Below are 20,826 nucleotides of genomic sequence, written 5' to 3'. Positions count from 1 at the left end.
CCCATGTCCGGATTGAAGCTGGCCAATGTCAAGAAGTCGTTCGGGGCCGTAGAGGTGATCCGGGGCGTCAATCTCGATATAGCCGACAAGGAGTTCGTGGTCTTTGTCGGCCCCTCGGGCTGCGGCAAGTCCACCCTGCTGCGCATGATCGCCGGGCTCGAGCAGATTTCCGGCGGTGACCTCTTCATTGGCGATGCGCGGATGAACGAAGTTGACCCGTCGCGGCGCGGCATCGCCATGGTGTTCCAGACCTATGCGCTTTACCCCCATATGAGCGTGCGCGAGAATATGGGCTTTGCGCTCAAATTCGCCGGTGCCCCCAAGGCCGAAATCGCCCAGCGCGTCGCCGAGGCTGCCCGCATTCTCGAGCTTGAGCCACTTTTGGAGCGTCGCCCCGGGCAGCTTTCGGGCGGCCAGCGCCAGCGCGTTGCCATCGGCCGCGCCATCGTGCGGCATCCGGACGTGTTCCTCTTCGATGAGCCGCTATCCAATCTCGATGCCGAATTGCGCGTGCACATGCGCATCGAACTGGCGCGGCTCCACAAGGAGCTCAACACCACCATCATTTATGTGACCCATGACCAGGTCGAGGCCATGACATTAGCCGACAAGATCGTGGTGCTGCGCGACGGGCGCGTCGAGCAGGTCGGCTCTCCGCTCGAACTCTATGACGACCCTGACAATCTCTTCGTGGCCGGCTTCATCGGCTCGCCCAAGATGAACTTCCTGAAGGGCGTCTCGGAAGCCGGTGGCATTCGCCTCGCCGATTTCCCCGGCCAGGTCATTCCCTCGCCAGTTGCCCTGGCCGACGGCACCGCGGTCACTGTGGGCATCCGCCCCGAGCACTTTACCACACAGGGTAGCGCCACCCTTGAGGTGACCGTCGAGATCATCGAGCATCTGGGCGGCGAGACTTATGCCTATGCCCGCGACAAAGGCACCGAGCTGATCACCATCGCTACTGCCAACAATCGCACCCTCAAGACCGGCGACCGCTATGCGGCCCGCTTCGATCCGGCGGTGTTGCAGATGTTCGAAGAAGACGGCCAGCGGATCCGCTAGAGCGTTTCCAGCAAAAGTGGCAACGGTTTTGCGTCTCGGACCCGAAGGGCCGCGCCAGCGAACCGCGACAAGGCTAGGTCACTATCCGGCCAGACGCAGATTGCCATTCATGAAGTAGCGCTCGAACAGCGGACTGGCCGCGGCGCCGATGGCGCGGGCGTTGAATCCCACCATGCCCGCTTCGATCCGCGGCGCGACCAGCCCGCGCATGTCCTGGTTGACGAGGTAGCGCCGGGTGCGCTCGACCAGTTCATGCTTGATCTCGTCGGGAAAGGCCCCGTCGATCAGGATAGCCTCGAAGTCGATGACGGCACAGACCGATAGGCTCGCCTTGGCCAGCTCCTGTGCCGTCCGGCCGATCCAGGGCTCGACAAAGCGCCCAAACTGGCTCCAGTCCTGCGGCTGCGTCCACAGCTCCTGCGGATCATGGCCATTCTCGCCCAACCGCGCTTCGAGCAGGTGGATGGAAGCGGTGTCTATCAGTTGCTGGCTCTCCCCCTGCGGCCCGAAGCTGCGCAATGATCCCAGCGCCCCTGCATTGCCTTGATGGCCCTGATAGACCGAGTGGTTGAGCACGATGCCGCCCCCGATAAAGGCGCCGATGAAGAAGTAGGCATAATCACGAAATTCCTTGCCGCGTCCATAGATGTGCTCGGCCTGGCACCCGGCGGTTGCGTCATTGACCACCTGCACCGACAGGTCGGTGAACCCGGCCAGTTCGGCGGTAAAATCCACATCGCGCCAGGAAGCAAACTGTTCGGCCGGCGCCCCAACCAGTTCGCTCCACTTCCACAATTCAAACGGCGTTCCGATGCCGATGCCGCAGATGCGGGCGCGTTCGGCGGGGCTGCATTGAGCCATGATGGTTTCAATACCCTCCCGCAGGAATGCGAAGATCGGAGCGGGCATGGGATATTTATAGGTCAGGCGCAGCTCGTGTCGCACCGTGCCGCGGAAATCTGCCAGCAGCAGCACCGCGCTGCGCCGGCCGATCTTGCAGCCCAGCGACAGGACCCCGCCTTCGGCCAGGCTCATCGGCACCGAGGGCTTGCCGACCTTGCCTTTGACCGGCGCCCCGCGCGCCAATAGCCCTTCGGCCTCCATCTCCCTCAGGATGATGGAAACCGTTTGCGGAGAAAGGTTTGCCAGCCGCGCCAGGTCACTGCCGGCCATCGGCCCGTGCCGTTGCAGCAGGGTCAGCAGCAGGCGCTCATTGTGGTCGCGAACCCCACTCTGGTTCACGCCGCGGCTGACAGTTCTGATAATCGGTTCTCCCATGAGCGGCACCATAGAGACAGCTTCTGAGAAGCGGAAGATCGTCGGCGGCGAATAAATAAATAAATAAGATTTATATATTGACGATGCTGTAAATCCTCGCCACCATGGGGACGTCAAGACAAGCAGGTGGGCGATTGGCGGCTGGGAGGAGCCTCGTCGCGTCGCGTCCGCCAAGGGAGAGAGAACGTGAACAAGCTGCTTATCGGCACAGCCCTGTGCCTCGCCGCCATGGCCCCGGCCATGACCCCCGCCGCACTGGCGCAGGAGGTTTCGGCCTGTCTCATTACCAAGACCGACACCAACCCGTTCTTCGTCAAGATGAAGGAGGGCGCCGAGGCCAAGGCGGCCGAACTGGGCGTGACGCTCAAGTCCTTCGCGGGCCGCGTCGATGGCGATCACGAAACCCAGGTCGCAGCCATCGAGACCTGCATCGCTGATGGTGCGAGCGGTATTCTGCTGACCGCTTCGGATACCTCCGCCATTGTCCAGTCGGTCCAGCAGGCGCGCGATGCCGGCCTTTTGGTCATAGCGCTCGACACCCCGCTCAACCCCATCGACGCGGCCGACGCTACCTTCGCCACCGACAATTTCCTGGCTGGCGAACTGATCGGCAAATGGGCTGCCGGCAGGCTGGGTGCCGAAGCGGCCAATGCCAGGATCGCCCTGCTCAATCTGGGCATTAGCCAGCCTACCGTGGACGTCCTACGCAATCAGGGCTTCCTTCAGGGCTTCGGCATCGATCTGGCCGATCCCAATAAATGGGGCGACGAAACCGATCCGCGTATCGTTGGCCATGATGTGACGGCCGGCAATGAAGAGGGTGGCCGCGAGGCCATGGAAAACCTCTTGATCAAGGACCCCATGATCAATGTGGTCCACACGATTAACGAGCCCTCAGCCGCTGGCGCCTATGAGGCACTCAAGTCCTTTGGCCGCGAGAACGATGTTCTGATCGTCTCGGTCGATGGCGGCTGCCCGGGCGTTGCCAACGTGCGTGATGGCGTCATCGGCGCAACCTCCCAGCAATATCCCTTGCAGATGGCGGCTCTCGGCGTCGAGGCCATCAAGGCCTGGGCTGATAGCGGCGTGAAGCCCGAGCCCTCCGAAGGCAAGGATTTCTTCGATACCGGCGTCAGGCTGGTGACCGATGAACCTGTGGACGGCGTTGAATCCATCGACACCACCGAAGGCGAAGCGCTCTGCTGGGGCTGATCCTCGAGCTTGCACAAGAACGGCGGTAGGGTCAGTCTGGCCCTGCCGTCGATTGGGAACCTTGGAGGACACCCATGTCGAACCACACCGAGGCCGAGACGGGTCCCGTCGCCCGCGCCGAGGCCATAGCCAGCTTCGAACATCAGCACACCTTGCTTTCGCGTATCCAGCATGCGCTGCATTCCAATCCGGCGCTGGTGCCGCTGATCGTCCTGGTCGTCTCCATTCTGGTCTTTGGTGCCCTGCTCGGCACCAAGTTCTTCTCGTCCTTTGCCCTGACCCTGATCCTTCAGCAGGTCGCCATTGTCGGCATTGTGGGCGCGGCCCAGTCTCTGGTCATCCTGACCGCGGGCATTGATCTCTCGGTCGGCGCCATCATGGTGCTGAGTTCGGTGATTATGGGCCAGTTCACCTTCCGGCTAGGCTTGCCGCCCGCAGTGGCGGTGGCCTGTGGGCTGGCCATCGGGACCTTCATCGGCTTCATCAATGGCTGGCTGATTGCCCGTATCAAGCTGCCCCCGTTCATCGTCACCTTGGGCATGTGGCAGATCGCCCTGGCGTCCAACTTTCTCTATTCGGGCAATGAAACCATCCGCGCCCAGGACATCGAGGCCAATGCGCCCCTGCTGCAATTCTTCGGCCAATCCTTCTCGTTTGGCGGCGCGGTGTTCACCTATGGGGTGATCTTCTTCATCCTCCTGGTGCTGCTATTGGCCTATGTGTTGCGCCACACTGCCTGGGGCCGTCACGTCTATGCCGTAGGCGATGACCCCGAGGCGGCCGAGCTCTCTGGCGTCAACACCAAACGCATTCTCATCTCGGTTTATGCGCTGTCCGGTCTCATCTGCGCCTTTGCCGGCTGGGTTCTCATCGGCCGCATCGGCTCGGTGTCACCCACCTCCGGGCAGTCGGCCAATATCGAAAGCATCACTGCCGTAGTGATCGGCGGCATCTCGCTGTTTGGCGGCCGCGGCTCGATCCTGGGCATGTTCTTCGGCGCGCTGATCGTGGGTGTTTTTTCGCTCGGCCTGCGCCTGCTCGGCGCCGACGCACAATGGACTTACCTGCTCATCGGCGCGCTCATCATCGGCGCCGTGGCTGTGGACCAGTGGATCAGAAAGGTCTCTGCCTGATGGAACCCATTCTTTCCGCCCGCAATCTCGACAAGCGCTATGGCCGGGTCACGGCGCTCGACAATTGTGACTTCGATCTCATGCCCGGCGAAATCCTCGCCGTTATCGGCGACAATGGCGCCGGCAAGTCCTCGCTCATCAAGGCCCTCTCGGGCGCCATCAAGGTGGACAGCGGCGACATCTTTCTCGATGGGCAGAAAGTCGCCTTTTCTTCGCCCATCGACGCCCGCAATGCGGGGGTGGAAACGGTCTACCAGACCCTGGCCATGTCGCCGGCCCTCTCCATTGCCGACAACATGTTCATGGGCCGCGAGATCCGCAAGCCGGGCTTCATGGGCAAGGTCATGCGCCAGCTCGATCGCCCGGCCATGGAGCGCATCGCGCGCCAGAAACTGTCCGACCTGGGTCTGATGACCATCCAGAACATCAACCAGGCGGTGGAAACCCTCTCGGGCGGGCAGCGCCAGGGCGTGGCCGTGGCGCGCGCCGCCGCCTTTGGCTCGAGGGTCATCATTCTCGATGAACCCACCGCCGCGCTGGGCGTCAAGGAATCCCGCCGCGTGCTCGATCTCATCCTGGACGTGCGGGCGCGCGGCATCCCGATCATCCTGATCAGCCACAACATGCCCCATGTCTTCGAAGTGGCCGACCGCATCCATGTACACCGTCTGGGCCGACGCCTCTGCGTCATCGACCCCAAGGACTACACCATGTCCGATGCGGTGGCCTTCATGACCGGCGCCAAGACGGCGCCGGGTGCCGTAGCCAGCGCGGCGTAGCGTTCAACCCGACTAGGGTTCTCCGTCGGGTCCTCCCGGAGCCGGCATGTCCATCGGATGTGCCGGCTTCAGCCTTCAAACGCCTTGAAATGCTTGGACAGCTTGAGCGTCTGAGCCTGGTAGTTCGACCCGAGGTCTGTGCCATAGAGCCGCTCCGGCTTTTCGGCCAGTTCCTCATAGATCAGCCGCCCGATGATCTGCCCATGCCCGAGCAGGAAAGGCACTTCGCGGCTCCTGACTTCCAGCACCGCTCGGCTGCCCGTGCCTCCCGCCGGTGAATGGCCGAAACCGGGATCGAAGAACCCCGCATAATGCACCCGGAATTCACCCACCAGCGGATCGAAGGGCACCATTTCGGCAGCATGGCTGGGCGGTACATGCACCGCCTCGAGGCTCACCAGAATATAGAATTCATCCGGGTCGAGGATTAGTTCGCTTCGCCCCCGCGCATAGAGCGGTTCCCAGAAATCGAGCACGTCGAGCGCGGCCTTCTTGTCCACGTCGATCACGGCGGTGTGCCGCTTGGAGCGGAAACCGATCAACCCATTGCGACCCTGCCCCAACAGGTCGATCGAGAGCGCAATGCCTTCGCCCACCGGCTGGTCGCCACCGATGACCAGTGTGTCCGAAGCGTGCAGCGCCTGATGCTGCGCTACCGAAAGCCGGCTGTCGCCACTGCGGAACCGCATCTGGCTGAGGCGCGAACCGGTGCGCACCAAAACCGGGAAAGTGCGCGGGCTGATTTCGAGATAGAGCGGGCCATTATAGCCGGCGGGCAGCTGGTCAAAGCCACGCGCCCGGTCGCCAATGACCCGGGTGAAGACGTCCAGCCGCCCGGTCGAGCTTTTCGGATTGGCTGAGGCACTGACCGTGGGGGGCAGGGCAAGGCTTTCTTCGAGCGGCACGAGATAGACGCAGCCGCGCTCCAGCACCGCGCCCTGCGCCAGGTCGATTTCATGCAGCTTCAGCGCCTCGATGCGCTCGGCCACCGAATGGGACGGGCCGGGCAGGAAACTCGAGCGGACGCGAAAGGCGGTCCTGCCCAGCCTGAGGTCGAGGCTCGCTGGCTGGACCTGGTCGGCGTCGAAGGGCCGGGACGCGATGATGGCGCCCTCGTCATGCAGTGTCTCGATCAGCCGCGCCGGAAAGACGCCCTTGGGCCAAACCTCAACCATATCATGCCCACCCAGCGTAAAGACCGCATATCCCTATCAACGCCAGCAATTGACGCCAACCGGCAATTGGACTTAGATCACAGCCCAGTGGTGATTTGGCCGGTCGCTTGCAGCCACTTTAAACATATAGCTAAAGACCGTTGTGGAACCGGCCGCCATTTGCGTGCCGGTTTTTTGTTTGAAGGCGCAGACCATGTCCAGGAAGAACAACCCTCTTGCCGATCCGAAAAAGCTCTCGGCGGCCACCCAGATGGTCCATGGCGGGGGCAAGCGCTCGGATTTCCTCGAGACCAGCGAAGCGCTGTTTCTCAATTCCGGCTATGCTTATCCCTCCTCCGAACACGCCGAACTGCTGTTTCAGGGCAAGGTCCCCGGCGGACACAATTATTCGCGCTTCGCCAATCCCAATTACGACATGTTCCAGGACCGCATGGCGCTGATCGAGGGCGCCGAGGCGGCACGCTGCTTTGCCACCGGCATGGCAGCGGTCACCAATGCGGTGATGAGCCAGGTGCGGGCAGGGGACCATATCGTTGCCTCCCAGGCGCTGTTCGGCGGCTGTCGCTATGTCGTGGAAGATTTCGCGCCGCGCTTCGGCGTTGCCTCGACCCTGGTCGATGGCACCGACACGGCCAGTTTCGCCGCCGCTATGCGGCCCAATACCAAGGTGGTCTTCATCGAGACGCCGACCAATCCGACGCTGGAACTGGTCGATATCGCGGCTGTCGCCGAAATCGCCCATGCCCATGGCGCAAAGCTCATCGTCGACAATGTCTTTGCCACCGCGCTCTACCAGAAGCCGCTGGAAATGGGCGCCGATCTCGTGACCTATTCGGCCACCAAGCATATCGACGGCCAGGGCCGGGTGATGGGCGGCATCGTCCTGGGCTCGAAGGCGCTCATCGAGGGCGACATCCACACCTTCCTGCGCCATACCGGGCCGACACTGTCGCCCTTCAATGCCTGGGTGCTCACCAAAGGCTTGGAATCCTTCGCCCTGCGCGTCGAACAGATGACCAATAGCGCCGAAAAGGTCGCGACGGCGCTTGCCGGCCACCCCAAGGTCAATCGGATCATCTATCCGCACCATGAAAGCCACCCGCAATACGACCTGGCCAAGCGCCAGATGAAGCGGGGCTCGACCCTCCTCGCCATTGACGTCAAGAATGGCCAGGAAGGCGCCTTCGCCCTTTCGGACAATCTCGCGGTAGTCCTCATCTCCAACAATCTGGGCGATGCTAAGTCATTGATCACCCATCCGCGCACCACGACCCACGCGCGCTTGACCGAGGAGGTGCGGCTCGAAACTGGCGTCACCCCCGGCCTGCTGCGGCTCTCCATTGGCCTCGAGGATGCCGACGATCTGATCGCCGACCTGATGTATGGGCTGGATCAGGTTTAGCGCTCTGGCTTCCCTTCTCCGCCTGTGGGAGAAGGTGGCCGAAGGCCGGATGAGGGGTTTCGGGATGCTCGGACACAAGCACTATGCGGTGATTGTCGCATGCGTCTTCCTCGCCGCCCCCGCGCTTGCCCAGCCTCTGCCCTATCATGCCGATCCGGACGCCCGGGAAATGCTGCCTAGCCTCACCCCGATCCCGGCTATCCGATTTCTCACCACGGCAGATTTTCCGCCCTTCAACTTCCGGGATCAGACCGGTGAACTGGTCGGCTTCAATATCGATCTGGCCAAGCGCATCTGTGCCGAGGTCAATGTCGCCTGTACCATGCAGGCCTGGCCCTGGGACCAAGCGGCCAATGCCCTCAGTGACAGTCAGGGCGACGCCCTGATCGCCGGGCTGGCGATGACGGAAGCAAATGGCGCTCTGTTCGACTATTCTTCCACCTATCTGGCGCTGCCCGGGCGGTTTGTCACCCTGGCGGATGCGGTGGAGGGGTTTCGCCCGGAGAGCCTTGCCGGTGAGCCGGTTGCGGTGCGCGCTGGCAGCGCGCATGAGGCCTTCCTCACCCGCTATCTGCCCGAGGTCGAGCAGGTCGGCTTTGATAGCGAGATCGCCGCGCTCGAAGCCCTCAGGGATGGCGAGGTCGAAGCCTGGTTCGGCGATGCCATGCGCGCCTCCTTCTGGATCAACGAGAACCTTGGTTGTTGCGGCTTTGCCGGCGAGGCCTATTTCCGGCCGCATCTGTTTGGGGAGGGCTTCACCATCGCCGTGCCGGCTGGGCACGACCCGGTGCGGCACGCCATCGACTGGGCCCTGGTCCGTCTCAAGGACAATGGCGCACTGGACGAGCTTTACCTGCGCTGGTTCCCAGTGGGATTTTACTAGACCGCAGGCATCAGGCGCGGCTGCGGCCAGCGCAGCACCAGTTCCGCCACGATCAGGTTAGGCACCCAGCAGAGCCACGCAATGGCCGGATAGGCCGTGTCGAAGTCCAGCCCGAAGCCGAACGTCATGCCCAGATAGATGCGCAGCGTCACCGCTGACAGCGTCAGGGCAATAGAGCGGACCATCCAGCGCCGATGCGCCACGCGGTCGCCGCGCATGGCCAGGGCAATGCCCCATCCAGTCGTGCCCAGCCAGGCGGCGGCCAATAGCCCGAAACCCCAGGCGGCCATAGGTCCCGCCTCGGTATTGATCGCCAACCACAATCCGCCTGCGCCGGAGAGCAGCACGGCTGCGCCATAGATGCGACCAATCACCCGATGGATCATCGGGCGGCGATTGCGCAGGCCCTGCCACAACTGGAACGGCACCAGCGCCAGCGCCACCGGCGCCAAAACCACATGGGCAAAGAAGGCGACGGGCCGGAATTGGGCATGATAGGCCACGAATGCCATTGTCGCCTCGACCCCGCCGGCCATGAAGCGCCACGACACTAGCGCCACCCCCAGGCATAATATCCACAGCAGCGCGTTGCGCCCCCACCCCAGTCCCGTCGCGATCATCGCCAAGCCTCCCGTTTAGCTTGACACTGTAAAGCCAGTTTTCCTTGACACTGTCAAGCTACATTGCTTAGTGGCGGCATGAACCGCATCCTTGATAAGCAAAAGTCGCACGCCCATGGCGATCTGCGCGAAGGCCTGATCAATGCCGGCCTGACCCTGCTCGCCCGGGAAGGCACGGCTGGCATGACGCTGCGCAAATGTGCGGCCCTGGCCGGGGTGTCCCATGCCGCGCCTGCCCACCATTTTCAGGGATTGCCGGGCCTGCTCGACGCCATTGCAGCGCGTGGCTACACAAAATTTGCCGACGCGATGGAGGCTCAGGCGGCGGCGGGCCCGAACGAGCCGCGGGCGCGGCTCGAAGCCATCTGCCTTGCCTATTTCGATTTCGCCCGCACCAATCCCGCGCTCTACGATCTGATGTTCCGCCAGATCTGGGCCCTGGCCGGGTCGGGTGAGGAATTGCGGCTGGCCGGTTCCCGCGCCTATGCCGTCCTGGCCGAGGCCTGCGCCCCCTTTGTGCCCGAGGGAGAAGAGCCGGGGATCATTGAAACCCAGGTCTGGAGCCTCATCCATGGCTATGCCACGCTGGTCCTCGTCGGCAAATTGGGTCGAAACCGGCCCATCGCCTCAGTCAAGGAACTGCTCAGCCTGCTTCGAAGGCTGGAATTGCAGACCTAGCTCGGCATCCGCCGGTGCCGGGCCCGCGCCGCTACTTCGATGGCTGCCGTGGTCAACCGGTCAAGACTCAGATGGTCGCGCAGCATTTCTAGGAAACGCAGTTCTTCCTGCTCGAGATGCAGGTCGACTGCCGTCACTTCCACGGCCAGCGCATAGGCCGTGTCCTGCAGCTTGACGGGCAGGGCGGCCACCGCCTGTTCGATCACCCTGTCCAGCCCCACGGGCCCGTTCAGGATGTCGGCGCATTCATTGGCCACCGCTTCGAGCCGGTCCATGTCGAACCCCTCGAACACCGGCAACCTGCCGATCAGGGCGGTAATCCGGGTCAGTTCCTTTTCGCTCATGGCGCTGTCGGACGAGGCGGCAACGATCATCAGATGGATAAGGGCGTCATGAGCACTGGTCATAAGGCGGTTCCCGATTGCGGACTGTTCAAGAACTAGGTGCTTGCATCCGCCTTCGCAACCACCTGCGACATTGACGTTCGTTCGGTTCCGGTGCATTGACCGGGCTTCGTCTCATCCCGTCTTTTCCAAGAGGCTTTGCCCCAGTGTCGCCCGCCGCCTTGCCCGTTCTTGACCCGTCCTTTTTCGAGCCCGCGCAGACCGCGCGCGCCTGGCCTTTTGAAGAAGCGCGCAAGATCGTCAAACGGCTGGAAAAGTCGGGCAAGGGCGAGGCCGTGTTCGAGACCGGCTATGGACCGTCGGGCCTGCCTCATATCGGCACCTTCGGCGAAGTAGCCCGTACCACCATGGTGCGCACGGCTTTCCGCCTGCTGACACGCGACCAGGTGCCGACACGGCTGATCTGCTTTTCCGACGATCTCGACGGCATGCGCAAGATCCCCGACACCGTGCCCTCCAAGGAGGCGATGGAGATTCATCTGCAAAAGCCGCTGACATCGGTGCCGGACCCTTGGACTAATGAATATGCGAGCTTTGGCGACCACAACAACGCCATGCTGCGCCGCTTCCTTGACACCTTTGGCTTTGATTATGAATTCGCCAGCGCCACCGACTATTACAGGTCCGGCCGGTTCGATGCCGTGCTGCTGCGCGCCGCCGAGCGCTATGACGACATCATGAAGGTCATGTTGCCCACGCTCGGTGCCGAGCGCCAGGCAACATATTCGCCCTTCCTGCCGATCTCGCCGATTTCGGGTCGCGTGCTCTATGTGCCGATGAAGGAGGTGAACGCCGCCGACGGCACCGTTACCTTCGCTGATGAAGACGGGAGCGACACCACCCTGCCCATTACCGGCGGGCATGTGAAGATGCAGTGGAAGCCCGATTTCGGTATGCGCTGGGCCGCGCTCGACGTCGATTTCGAGATGTTCGGCAAGGATCACCAGACCAACCAGCACATCTACGACAAGATCTGCACCATTCTCGGCGGCACCCCGCCCGAGCATTATGTGTTCGAGCTGTTTCTCGACGCCGAGGGCCAGAAGATCTCCAAGTCCAAGGGCAATGGCCTGACCATCGACGAATGGCTGACCTATGCACAGACCGAGAGCCTTGGCCTCTACATGTTCCAGAAGCCGCGCGTCGCCAAGCGCCTGCATTTCGATGTCATCCCGCGCGCCGTGGACGAGTATTTCAATTTCGTCGCCGCCTATGAGCGCCAGGATGCCGCCCAGCGCCTCGAAAACCCGGCCTTCCATGTCCACTATGGCAATGTGCCCAAGGTCGACATGCCCGTCACCTTTGGCCTGCTGCTGAACCTGGCCACGGCCTCCAACCCGGAAACGCCCGAAGTCATGTGGGGCTATATCTCGGCCTACGCGCCGGGCGTCTCGGCGAGCACGCATCCGCATCTGGACACGCTGGTCGGCTATGCCATGCGCTACTTCCGCGATTTCGTGCAGAAATCCTATCGTGCCCCCGATGAAGTTGAACGGGCCGCGCTCGAGGCTCTGTCGGCCGCTTTTGCCACCCTGCCGGCCGATGCGGACAATGAAACCATCCAGAATGCGGCGCTCGACGTGGCGCGCGGCATCGAGCGCTATCAGGACCATTCGCGCACCGGTCCCAATGGCGGCCCCGGCGTATCCGGCGACTTCTTCCAGATGCTCTACCAGGTGCTGATCGGCCAGGAACGCGGTCCCCGCTTCGGCTCCTTTGCCGCACTCTATGGGATCGACAATACACGCCGGCTCATTGCTGATGCACTGGCCGGCAGGCTTGCCGCCTAGGCGCTAGCAGGCTGGCATCGGGTTTCTAGTCCATTCCGCTGCCCGCTTTGCGATCACGGCTAACCGCGATGCGCGACTGGGCATGAGCATGCCATGGTCCAGCGTTGGGAATTCCCAATAGGTCAATCGGCAGTCGCCTGCTTCGGAAAAGGCGTCGACGGTGGTCCGGGCCGCGGCAGCCGGGTTCGAAAGGTCACGGCCGCCCTGTATCAGCAAGAGAGCTCCCCTGCTTTCAAGCATGTAGTCCAAGGGGCGCTGGTCGATGATGTCGGCCCAGAATTTGTAAGAGGATCCAGCAAATATTTCGCTGCTGTCGGGTGCGGCCCGCGCAGCTGCAAATCCGGCTTCAAGCATGGCATGGCCTTCGGGCGGAACAGTGGTCTTGATAAGGTCCGCCAGCGTAAGGCCGGTGCCGGAGGACATGATGATTGTCGCAGCTGGGTTCAACTGCGTTGCCAGCCTGGCGACCGCCAATCCGCCCTCCGAGCCGCCATAGAGCACCAGCCGGTCGAAGCGGAGGCTTGCATCGGGCTCCAGATGCTCGACCACCGCAAGATAGTCCTCAACGCGCTGGCTTGCCGTGTAGCTTTCGAGGAAGGCCGCCGGGCAATCGATGCTGCCATCGACGATGTTGGAGTCGGGAGTGACGCCGATTTTTTCGACGATCAGCGCCGCATGCAGCGGGAACGCAGCGCGGACCGTTGCAAGGGCAGGATTGGTAGCGCCAGGCAGGCAACCCGAGCCCTGGGCAATAAGGACGAGGCCGGCCGCGTCGCCGTCGGGACGATCGATCGTGTAATGGATCAGGGTGCCATCGGCGCGGGCCAGCGTGTGGGGTTCTGCCGCAGCGAAGGCGGGCAGGCATGCAAGGGCCGTGATGATCGGGCCGGTGAGGTGCCGCATCATAGTCTCCAGAATATGTGGGGATTTAGTTCGACGGCTCGTCGGAGCCTGGGTGGAAGGACAAGAGGTCACCGGGCTGGCACTCAAGGTAGCGGCAGATGGCGTCGAGTGTCTCGAAGCGCATGCCCTTCACCTTGCCCTGCTTGAGCAGGCTGAGATTGGCTTCTGTGATGCCGATCGCTTGTGCCAGATCCTTGGATTTGACGCTGCGTTGCGCCAGCACCACGGCAAGATTGACCTTGATCGGCATGCTAGACGAACTGGTTGTTTTCATCGAGGACCTCGGCGGCCCTCTCGAGTGCCCAGGTCAACGCGGCTATGACGCCTGCGAACAAGGCGAGCAGCAATAGCTCACTGTTGATTTGCACCACCAATTGCCTGTGGCCGGGTGCTGCATTCCAGGTCAGCACAAGCGCCACGGCTGTGTGGCTGAACAATTGTGCCAGTGCTGCCAGCATGCTGCCAAATGCGAAGTCACGCAGGCCCGCTATTCCCGCCGGCGCAAACGGGCGACCAGCAGCAAAACTGTTGAGACAGGATTTCAGCCGTGCCAATGCCCAGGCAAGCGGCAGCGAGGCGACCAGTGCCAGACCTGCAGCCGCAATGCGCTGCCCCATGCTGATGTTGGGCAGGAGGCCGCTTGCCAGCCCGGTCGCGCTTCGAACCTCGTCAGCATCAATCGAGAGCCAATGAACCACCGCCATGAGCGGCAATAAACTGGCCAATGTCACGCTTCCGAGCGCCAGGGCATTGAAAAGCAATGCCATCCGCGGCGTAACATTTATGCGTTGGCGATCATTGTGGCTTGCTGATGGGATAATCATCATTGGGTGTCTCCATATGGGATATGGCTTGCCACAAAAATTATCGTGAAACAATAATAAAACGAGCGTTAGGCAAAAAAATTATTGAGAGACGATAATCATAGTTTTTTCTTCGGCCGGTTGCTAGCCACTACCTCGCCATTGAATTCCTGACCACCACACGGCCGCCGCGCCGCACCACTGCGGCGTATCAGGCGGACAAGACCTTCCGGAAAAACACCACGCGCCGGGTTTCCCCAAAGCCCAGCGCGGCATGCATGCCGTGGCTGGCAAGGTTGTCGAGTGCCGCATCGGAGGCAAACTCCGTGCATCCGCATCCTCGCCCCCAATGCTCCGCGCGGGCCACCATGGCCCGGGCCACGCCATTGCCGCGCGCATCCGGCCGCACGAAAATGCCTTCGAGAAAAGCCACTGGTGAGCTTTTGCAGCCCTCGACATAGTCATACCGGAGGCTGGCTTCGAGAAAGCCGAGCGCCGCGCCATCATCGCTCCGCGCGATCAGGTTGAGCGTGTGGCCGGAATCGACCAGCAGGCCTGCAATCTCGGTCGCGTGCTCGTCGCTACTATCCGGCCATAGCGCAGTGCGCATGGCAACCCAGTCCTCAGCATCCGCAGTTCCGGCAACAAAGATATTCACTGGCTCGCCCAGATGATCCGGGCCATCCATTCGATATCGGCAACATCAAAAATGCGCGGTTCATGCGCCGGATTGATTGAATGCAGTTCGATCTGCTTGGCGGTCTGGCGGTAAAGGATCTTGGCCATCACCTCGCCATCGCCGGTCTTGACCACCACGCGGTCGCCGCGCCGCACCTGTTCGGTCGGGGAAACGACGATCCGGTCGCCCTCGCGATAGAGCGGCTCCATGCTGTCGCCTGAAATTTCAAGCGCATAGATGCCACTCTCATCCGGTGTCGGCAGCGCCACCTCGTCCCAGCCATGCCCTGCCGGATGGCCCGCGCTGTCGAAAAACCCGCCGCTGCCCGCCTGGGCGAGGCCAAGCAGGGGAATATTGCGCAAATCGGGTTCGGAAAAGCCGCGCGGCATCGTCATGAAGACGCCGGTTCCCGCCAGGAAATTGTCAAAGTTCTCGCCCGTGGCATCGAGAATTTTGGAGATGCTCTCCGTCGAGGGCCAGCGCTCGCGACCGTCCTTGCTCACTCGTTTTGAGACATTGAATGCCGTCGCGTCGAGTCCGGCCAGCTTGGCCAGCGCCGACACCGACACACCCTGGCGTCGCGCCAGCGCGTCAATGCCTTCCCAGATGGATCGATGTGAAAGCATGATTGCGCCGCAAAAAAGGAATGATGTCTCAGATCGGAAAACAATCCTAGTGTAGGCCTTCGCATTCGCCTTGTAAAGCGGCCCTTTCCGCATTACCCCGACCGCCAGTGCTTCTCCGCTTCAGGGTTCCCGCCATGCCCGACCTCATCTACAAAATTGCCTCCGGTACCAGTTTCGCCCCGGCCCGGATGTCCGGACATTATTCAGGCATGCCCATCGACGCCGCAGACGGCTACATGCATTTCTCCACCGCCGCGCAACTGGGCGAGACCCTGCGCCTGCATTTCAAGGGCCAGGCCGACCTGGTGCTCCTGGCCGTGCGTACTGCCGATATCGAGCGCGATCTGGTCTGGGAACCATCCCGCAATGGTCAGCTTTTCCCCCACCTTTACTCCGGGCCTTTGCCGCTGTCGGCCATTGAATGGCAGGAGCCGATCAGCGTCGACTTGGACGGGCATTGTGATCTGCCGGAGGCCGTAAAATGATCTTTTCAGCCTTCTCTCCGCTGCTGCGCAATGCCGGTCTCGCCAATCTGACACGCGACGCATTGCTGCGCATGGACCCCGAAACGGCCCATGGTGCGACCATAGCCGCCTTGCGCCTGGGTCTCGCCCCGCAACAGGAACATGCCGACCCACCCGAACTGGCCACCAGCTTTTGCGGTCTCGCCCTCCAAAATCCCATCGGCATGGCCGCTGGCTTCGACAAGAATGCCGAAGTGCCCCGTCCGCTGGCGCTGATGGGTTTCGGCATGGTCGAAATTGGCACTGTCACGCCCCGCCCCCAGAGCGGCAATCCAAAGCCGCGCCTGTTCCGCATCGCCGACGCCGATGGCGTCGTCAATCGCATGGGCTTCAACAATGAGGGGCATGAGGCCGCCTTTGCCCGGCTCAAGGGCCTCCGCGTGCCGGCCGCGCTCGGGGTCAATATCGGCGCCAATAAGGACAGCGAGGATTTCGTGGCCGATTATGTGCTGGGCGTGATCCGCTTTGCCGATTTGGCCGATTACCTCACGGTCAATATCTCCTCGCCCAATACGCCGGGCCTGCGCAATCTCCAGGCGGACGAAGCCCTGCGGCGCCTCCTTGGCGAAGTGCTTTCCGCCCGCGCCAAGGCGAAGACCCGCGTGCCGATGCTTTTGAAGATCGCGCCCGATCTCGACGAGGCCGGCATGGATGCCGTTGCCCGCGTTATCCTCGATACCGATCTCGACGGCTTGATCGTCTCCAACACCACTATTTCGCGCGACCCCGTCGCGGGCCTCGAAAATGCCGGTGAAACTGGCGGTCTCTCCGGCAAGCCGCTGTTCACCCTCTCCACCCGGCGCCTCGCCCAGATGCGCCAGCGCGTCGGCACTCTGCCCATTGTCGGGGTGGGGGGCATTCATTCCCCGCAATCGGCGTTGGCCAAGTTCGAGGCTGGCGCTGACGTCATCCAGCTCTATTCGGCGCTGGTCTTTGGCGGCCTCGACCTGCTCGACCGCATCAAGCGCGGACTGGTGGCTGGCGTCCGGTCGGCGGGCAAGACCGATATTGCCAAACTGGTCGGCACGAGGGTGGACGACTGGAGTTCAGGCCGGGCCGAATAGCCCCGCTTTTCCTGCTACTGCATGATGCCCGAACAGGCCCGCGCCGCCTCGGCCTCGACATCGCGCGGGTCGAGCGTCGCATGCCTGTTCTGGCGCACGATATCGGCCGAGAGAATACTCACGCATTCCATGAAGGGACTGGGCCTGAGCGCAACTGCGCCGGCCATCATCCCAGCTCCTGCCAGGATTGCGAGGGCGATCATCCCGTGCCTCACCTCTGCACATCCAGATCGAACACCACATCGGCCCGCCCGCGCGAGGCTTCGACCAGGTCATAATTCGGCAGGTCGTTGCGCGCGATATGCGCGCGGTTGCGCTCCTCGGTGAACAGCCCCTCTTCGCCATGGCGCCTGAGCAGCCGCGCCTCGACCAGGTCGCGCGGCACATGGATGAAGACCGCATAGTCGAGCAGCGGCCGCACCCCGGCCCAGGGTCCGTCGTCCAGCAGCAAGTAATTGCCTTCCACCACCAGCACCCTTACGTCGCCCTGCACGGTAAAGGCATTTCCGACCGTGTCCTCGATCTTGCGACTATAGCCCGGCCCGCTCACCGCCTCATGCACCTGCTTGAGATGCTCGAGAAAGCTGACAAAGGCTTCGCCCTCGAATGTGTGTGGCGCCCCCTTGTAGTCGGCCTGGCCCATCGCCTCAATCTTGGCATGCTTCATGTGGAAGCCGTCCATCGGCACCAGAGCTGTGCTGCCGGGCTTGACGGCATTGAGCATGGTGACCAGTTCTGCGGCCAGCGTCGATTTGCCGGTGCCCGGCCCTCCCGCCAGCCCAATGGCAATGCGCTTGCCATGGGCCGCGCTCTCCATTTCCAGGATATGCGGCACCAGCCGCGACAGCACGTCCTGCGGGCGCAGGTGGATTGCCTTGGTCATGGCTCAGCGGCCCCGCGTCAGGCGCAGCAGCAACCACACCGGCACCACCACGGCAGCCCCGGCCAGGATATAGCCGCCAAGCTGGCGGAACACGCCGGAGCCGTCCCGTATAGTGTCACGCACCATATCCACCACGCCACGCACTAGGTCCCTGGCATTGAAGCCGAAGACGGACATGACGAAGCCCACAAACAGGGAAATCAGGATCAACTTGATGATCACCGCCCCCGGCCGCCCGCCCAGCACGCGTTCAAGTCCGGACCGGGTCTGGGATTGGGTGTCTTGGCTCATCGTGCCGCTCCGGCTTGGTGGGGTCGTGTCCTGATCATATAGTCGTCAATGTGATTTGCCCAATGCTAGCCCGGGCGTAGTGATCGGACCGATGCCCGCCCAACTTCCTTCCATCATCCAATCGTGGTTCACCACCCGCAACTGGTCCCCCCGCCAGCACCAGCTTGACGTCCTCACCTCCTACCAGGCCGGCGCGAGCCAATTGCTCATTGCCCCCACCGGGGCCGGCAAGACCCTGGCCGGCTTCCTGCCCACCCTGTCCGACCTCGTCGATGGAAGGTTCGAGGGCCTGCACACCCTCTACATCTCTCCGCTCAAGGCCCTCGCGGTAGATGTCGAGCGCAATCTTTCCACCCCCATTGCCGAAATGGGGCTCCCCATCCGCGTCGAGGCACGCACTGGCGATACTCCCGCCTCAAAGCGTGCCCGCCAGCGTGTCAAGCCGCCCCACGTGCTGCTCACCACGCCTGAACAACTCGCCCTACTCATTTCCCATCCCCATGCCGACCTCATGTTCGGCAGTCTCAAGCGGGTGGTGCTCGATGAACTCCACGCCCTGGTGACCTCCAAGCGCGGCGACCTGCTGGCGCTTGGCCTCGCCCGGCTGGCAGCTTTGGCCCCGGATATGCAGGTCACCGCCCTTTCGGCCACCGTAGCGCGACCGGACCTGCTGCGCGACTGGATAGCCCAACCCCATCCGGCGCGCCGCACCGACCTGCTGCACATGCAGGGCGGCGCCCCTCCCGAATTGTCCATCCTCGAAACCGCGGAGCGCCTGCCCTGGGCCGGCCATTCGGCGGTCTATGCCCACCGCGAGCTCTACGACACCATCCAGAAGCACAAGACCACGCTCCTGTTCGTCAATACCCGCTCCCAGGCCGAAATGCTGTTCCAGGGCCTGTGGGACATCAACGAGGCAATGCTGCCCATTGCGCTTCACCATGGTTCGCTCTCGGTCGAGCAGCGCCGCAAGGTCGAGGCGGCCATGACCACCGGCAAGCTCAAAGCCGTGGTCTGCACCTCGACGCTCGATCTGGGCATCGACTGGGGCGATGTCGATCTCGTGGTACAGGTCGGCGCGCCCAAGGGCTCCTCGCGCATGCTCCAGCGCATCGGCCGCGCCAATCACCGGCTCGACGACCCCTCGCGCGCCTTGCTGGTGCCTTCTAACCGCTTCGAGGTTCTCGAATGCGAGGCGGCGGTGGAGGCCGTTGCCGAAGGCCATCAGGACAGCGAGGATCCCCATCCTGGCGGCTATGACGTCCTCGCCCAGCATGTGCTGGGCATGGCCTGCGCCGATCCCTTCCTTGCCGATGATCTCTATGCCGAAGTAGCCCGTGCCTGGCCCTATCGGGACCTCGCACGCGACAAGTTCGACAAGGTGCTCGATTTCGTCGCCACCGGCGGCTATGCGCTCAGAGCCTATGAACGCTATGCCCGCCTCAGGCAGAATCCGGATGGCAGATGGCGCCTGTCCCATCCACAGGTTGCCCAGCAATATCGGCTCAACATCGGCACCATCATTGAGGAGCCTATGGTGCGTGTCCGCCTGGTGCGGGCGAGGGGACAGAAGACCGGGCGCACCACCGGCCCCATCGGCATGGGCGGGCGGGTTCTGGGCGAGATGGAGGAATATTTCTTCGGCACCCTGTCTTTGGGCGACACCTTCATGTTCGGTGGCGAAATCGTCGCCTTCGAGGGCATGAAGGACAATGAGGCCTTCGTCTCCCGTGCTTTTTCAAAGGACCCGAAAATCCCCTCCTATATGGGCGGCAAATTCCCGCTCTCGACCTATCTGGCCGAGCGCGTCCGCCGCATCATGGACAGCCCCGACACCTGGCACAAACTCCCCGACCAGGTCAGCGACTGGCTAAGCCTGCAGCGCGATCTCTCCGTCATGCCGCGCCGCGATAGCCTACTTGTCGAAACCTTCCCCCGCGGCTCCAACAATTTCCTCGTCTGCTACCCCTTCGAGGGGCGTCTGGCGCACCAGACCCTGGGCATGTTGCTGACCCGCCGTCTCGAGCGCATGCGCGCCCGCCCGCTCGGCTTTGTCGCGTCCGAATATGCCCTGGCCATCTGGGGGCTGGGCGATCTTTCAGCCCTCATCCGTACCGACCGGCTCAGCCTCGACGAACTTTTTTCCGAGGACATGCTGGGCGATGATCTCGAAGCCTGGCTCGATGAATCGGCACTGATGAAACGCACCTTCCGCAATTGCGCCATCATCGCCGGGCTGATCGAACGCCGACACCCCGGCAAGGAGAAGTCCGGCCGCCAGATCACCATGAGTTCCGACATCATCTACGACGTGCTCTACCAGCACGAGCCCGACCATATCCTCATCGAGGCCACGCGGCGCGACGCCGCCCGCGGCCTGCTCGACATCGAGCGCCTCGGCCAGATGCTCTCGCGCATCCGCCACCACATCGTCCACAAGCCCCTGCACCAGATCTCCCCCCTCGCGGTGCCGATCCTGCTCGATATCGGCAAGGAACCCATTTTCGGTGAAGCCCGGGAATCAGCTATGGCTGATGCAGCCGATGAACTCATTCGCGAGGCAATGGGTGAACGCTGAGCCGTCCTTGCACGAGAGCTGTGCTCGAGTGGCAGTCGCCCGAAGGGCGGTTGAAGGGG

Annotated in this window: 23 protein-coding genes and 1 riboswitch; of the genes, 11 read left to right on the top strand and 12 right to left on the bottom strand. The window is 62.7% G+C overall.

Annotation, left to right across the window (positions count from 1 at the left end):
• Positions 1–3: 3 nt before the first annotated feature.
• Positions 4–1,062 (top strand): ABC transporter ATP-binding protein, encoded by a 1,059-nt coding sequence (locus ACXYMS_RS09785; protein WP_458905823.1) that lies wholly within the window; start codon positions 4–6, stop codon positions 1,060–1,062.
• Positions 1,063–1,143: 81 nt separating this feature from the next.
• Here the strand turns inward: ACXYMS_RS09785 and ACXYMS_RS09780 are convergent, their stop codons facing one another.
• The gene (locus tag ACXYMS_RS09780; protein WP_458905821.1) at positions 1,144–2,340 is read right to left on the bottom strand and encodes an ROK family protein; all 1,197 of its coding nucleotides are present in this window, start codon (positions 2,338–2,340) and stop codon (positions 1,144–1,146) included.
• A gap of 186 nt (positions 2,341–2,526) precedes the next feature.
• On the opposite strand from ACXYMS_RS09780, the gene ACXYMS_RS09775 reads away from it, so the two are divergent.
• From ACXYMS_RS09775 to ACXYMS_RS09765, 3 genes are all read left to right on the top strand, one after another.
• On the top strand, positions 2,527–3,552 hold the full coding sequence (locus ACXYMS_RS09775; RefSeq protein WP_458905820.1) for a substrate-binding domain-containing protein: 1,026 nt from the start codon (positions 2,527–2,529) through the stop codon (positions 3,550–3,552).
• A gap of 74 nt (positions 3,553–3,626) precedes the next feature.
• Entirely contained in the window at positions 3,627–4,685 is a 1,059-nt protein-coding gene (locus ACXYMS_RS09770; RefSeq protein WP_458905819.1) for an ABC transporter permease, read from the top strand.
• Positions 4,685–5,464: an ATP-binding cassette domain-containing protein gene (locus ACXYMS_RS09765; protein ID WP_458905817.1), complete on the top strand. Its 780-nt coding sequence runs from the start codon at positions 4,685–4,687 to the stop codon at positions 5,462–5,464. The genes ACXYMS_RS09770 and ACXYMS_RS09765 overlap by 1 nt, the downstream gene beginning before the upstream one ends.
• A gap of 68 nt (positions 5,465–5,532) precedes the next feature.
• On the opposite strand, the gene ACXYMS_RS09760 is transcribed toward ACXYMS_RS09765, so the two are convergent.
• A complete protein-coding gene (locus ACXYMS_RS09760) occupies positions 5,533–6,639 on the bottom strand; it encodes a 2'-deoxycytidine 5'-triphosphate deaminase (protein WP_458905815.1) in 1,107 nt (368 codons plus the stop codon).
• Positions 6,640–6,716: 77 nt separating this feature from the next.
• Positions 6,717–6,792: riboswitch (SAM riboswitch) on the top strand.
• Between the two features lie 40 nt (positions 6,793–6,832).
• Between ACXYMS_RS09760 and ACXYMS_RS09755 the strand changes: the two genes are divergently transcribed.
• Positions 6,833–8,041, top strand: coding sequence for an aminotransferase class I/II-fold pyridoxal phosphate-dependent enzyme (locus ACXYMS_RS09755; protein WP_458905813.1), 1,209 nt, complete (start codon positions 6,833–6,835; stop codon positions 8,039–8,041).
• 64 nt (positions 8,042–8,105) lie between these two features.
• Complete coding sequence (locus tag ACXYMS_RS09750; protein WP_458905811.1) at positions 8,106–8,924, top strand: transporter substrate-binding domain-containing protein; 819 nt, start codon at positions 8,106–8,108, stop codon at positions 8,922–8,924.
• Here ACXYMS_RS09750 and ACXYMS_RS09745 read toward each other — a convergent pair.
• Positions 8,921–9,544: a DUF2306 domain-containing protein gene (locus ACXYMS_RS09745; RefSeq protein ID WP_458905809.1), complete on the bottom strand. Its 624-nt coding sequence runs from the start codon at positions 9,542–9,544 to the stop codon at positions 8,921–8,923. The genes ACXYMS_RS09750 and ACXYMS_RS09745 overlap by 4 nt on opposite strands.
• Before the next feature lie 78 nt (positions 9,545–9,622).
• Here ACXYMS_RS09745 and ACXYMS_RS09740 point away from each other — a divergent pair, with 78 nt between their 5' ends.
• Positions 9,623–10,222 carry a TetR/AcrR family transcriptional regulator gene (locus tag ACXYMS_RS09740; protein WP_458905807.1) on the top strand — a complete coding sequence of 200 codons (600 nt, stop codon included), beginning with the start codon at positions 9,623–9,625 and terminating at the stop codon, positions 10,220–10,222.
• On the opposite strand, the gene ACXYMS_RS09735 is transcribed toward ACXYMS_RS09740, so the two are convergent.
• On the bottom strand, positions 10,219–10,629 hold the full coding sequence (locus tag ACXYMS_RS09735) for a tellurite resistance TerB family protein (RefSeq protein ID WP_458905805.1): 411 nt from the start codon (positions 10,627–10,629) through the stop codon (positions 10,219–10,221). The two genes, ACXYMS_RS09740 and ACXYMS_RS09735, sit on opposite strands and share 4 nt — an antisense overlap.
• Positions 10,630–10,772: 143 nt before the next feature.
• Here ACXYMS_RS09735 and ACXYMS_RS09730 point away from each other — a divergent pair, with 143 nt between their 5' ends.
• Positions 10,773–12,416, top strand: a complete 1,644-nt coding sequence (locus ACXYMS_RS09730; protein WP_458905803.1) for a lysine--tRNA ligase — start codon at positions 10,773–10,775, stop codon at positions 12,414–12,416.
• 3 nt (positions 12,417–12,419) lie between these two features.
• Here ACXYMS_RS09730 and ACXYMS_RS09725 read toward each other — a convergent pair whose 3' ends face one another.
• The 5 genes from ACXYMS_RS09725 to ACXYMS_RS09705 form a co-directional block, all read right to left on the bottom strand.
• Positions 12,420–13,319, bottom strand: a complete 900-nt coding sequence (locus tag ACXYMS_RS09725) for an alpha/beta hydrolase family protein (RefSeq protein WP_458905801.1) — start codon at positions 13,317–13,319, stop codon at positions 12,420–12,422.
• 25 nt (positions 13,320–13,344) lie between these two features.
• A complete protein-coding gene (locus tag ACXYMS_RS09720; RefSeq protein ID WP_458905951.1) occupies positions 13,345–13,569 on the bottom strand; it encodes a helix-turn-helix domain-containing protein in 225 nt (74 codons plus the stop codon).
• A gap of 1 nt (position 13,570) precedes the next feature.
• Positions 13,571–14,146, bottom strand: coding sequence for a hypothetical protein (locus tag ACXYMS_RS09715; protein WP_458905799.1), 576 nt, complete (start codon positions 14,144–14,146; stop codon positions 13,571–13,573).
• Between the two features lie 187 nt (positions 14,147–14,333).
• Positions 14,334–14,780: an aminoglycoside 6'-N-acetyltransferase gene (gene aac(6') / locus ACXYMS_RS09710; protein ID WP_458905797.1), complete on the bottom strand. Its 447-nt coding sequence runs from the start codon at positions 14,778–14,780 to the stop codon at positions 14,334–14,336.
• A complete protein-coding gene (locus ACXYMS_RS09705; RefSeq protein ID WP_458905795.1) occupies positions 14,777–15,427 on the bottom strand; it encodes a S24 family peptidase in 651 nt (216 codons plus the stop codon). Before ACXYMS_RS09705 ends, aac(6') begins: the two co-directional genes overlap by 4 nt.
• Positions 15,428–15,561: 134 nt before the next feature.
• On the opposite strand from ACXYMS_RS09705, the gene ACXYMS_RS09700 reads away from it, so the two are divergent.
• Together ACXYMS_RS09700 and ACXYMS_RS09695 are read left to right on the top strand one after the other, a co-directional pair.
• Positions 15,562–15,912: a DUF952 domain-containing protein gene (locus tag ACXYMS_RS09700; RefSeq protein WP_458905793.1), complete on the top strand. Its 351-nt coding sequence runs from the start codon at positions 15,562–15,564 to the stop codon at positions 15,910–15,912.
• Entirely contained in the window at positions 15,909–17,015 is a 1,107-nt protein-coding gene (locus tag ACXYMS_RS09695) for a quinone-dependent dihydroorotate dehydrogenase (RefSeq protein ID WP_458905791.1), read from the top strand. The genes ACXYMS_RS09700 and ACXYMS_RS09695 overlap by 4 nt, the downstream gene beginning before the upstream one ends.
• Before the next feature lie 14 nt (positions 17,016–17,029).
• On the opposite strand, the gene ACXYMS_RS09690 is transcribed toward ACXYMS_RS09695, so the two are convergent.
• Genes ACXYMS_RS09690 through ACXYMS_RS09680 form a run of 3 tightly spaced genes read right to left on the bottom strand, consistent with a single transcriptional unit; the run spans position 17,030 to position 18,189 of the window.
• Positions 17,030–17,182, bottom strand: a complete 153-nt coding sequence (locus ACXYMS_RS09690; protein WP_458905789.1) for a hypothetical protein — start codon at positions 17,180–17,182, stop codon at positions 17,030–17,032.
• 44 nt (positions 17,183–17,226) lie between these two features.
• Entirely contained in the window at positions 17,227–17,898 is a 672-nt protein-coding gene (locus tag ACXYMS_RS09685; protein ID WP_458905787.1) for a nucleoside/nucleotide kinase family protein, read from the bottom strand.
• 3 nt (positions 17,899–17,901) lie between these two features.
• A complete protein-coding gene (locus ACXYMS_RS09680; protein ID WP_458905785.1) occupies positions 17,902–18,189 on the bottom strand; it encodes a DUF6460 domain-containing protein in 288 nt (95 codons plus the stop codon).
• A 91-nt stretch (positions 18,190–18,280) separates the two neighbouring features.
• Between ACXYMS_RS09680 and ACXYMS_RS09675 the strand changes: the two genes are divergently transcribed.
• Positions 18,281–20,767, top strand: a complete 2,487-nt coding sequence (locus ACXYMS_RS09675) for a ligase-associated DNA damage response DEXH box helicase (RefSeq protein WP_458905783.1) — start codon at positions 18,281–18,283, stop codon at positions 20,765–20,767.
• The last annotated feature ends 59 nt before the right edge of the window (positions 20,768–20,826 follow it).

The organism is Devosia sp. CAU 1758 (genome assembly GCF_054482695.1).
Note: the sequence above shows the minus strand (reverse complement) of the source record. Positions and strands in the feature narration are given on the sequence as shown.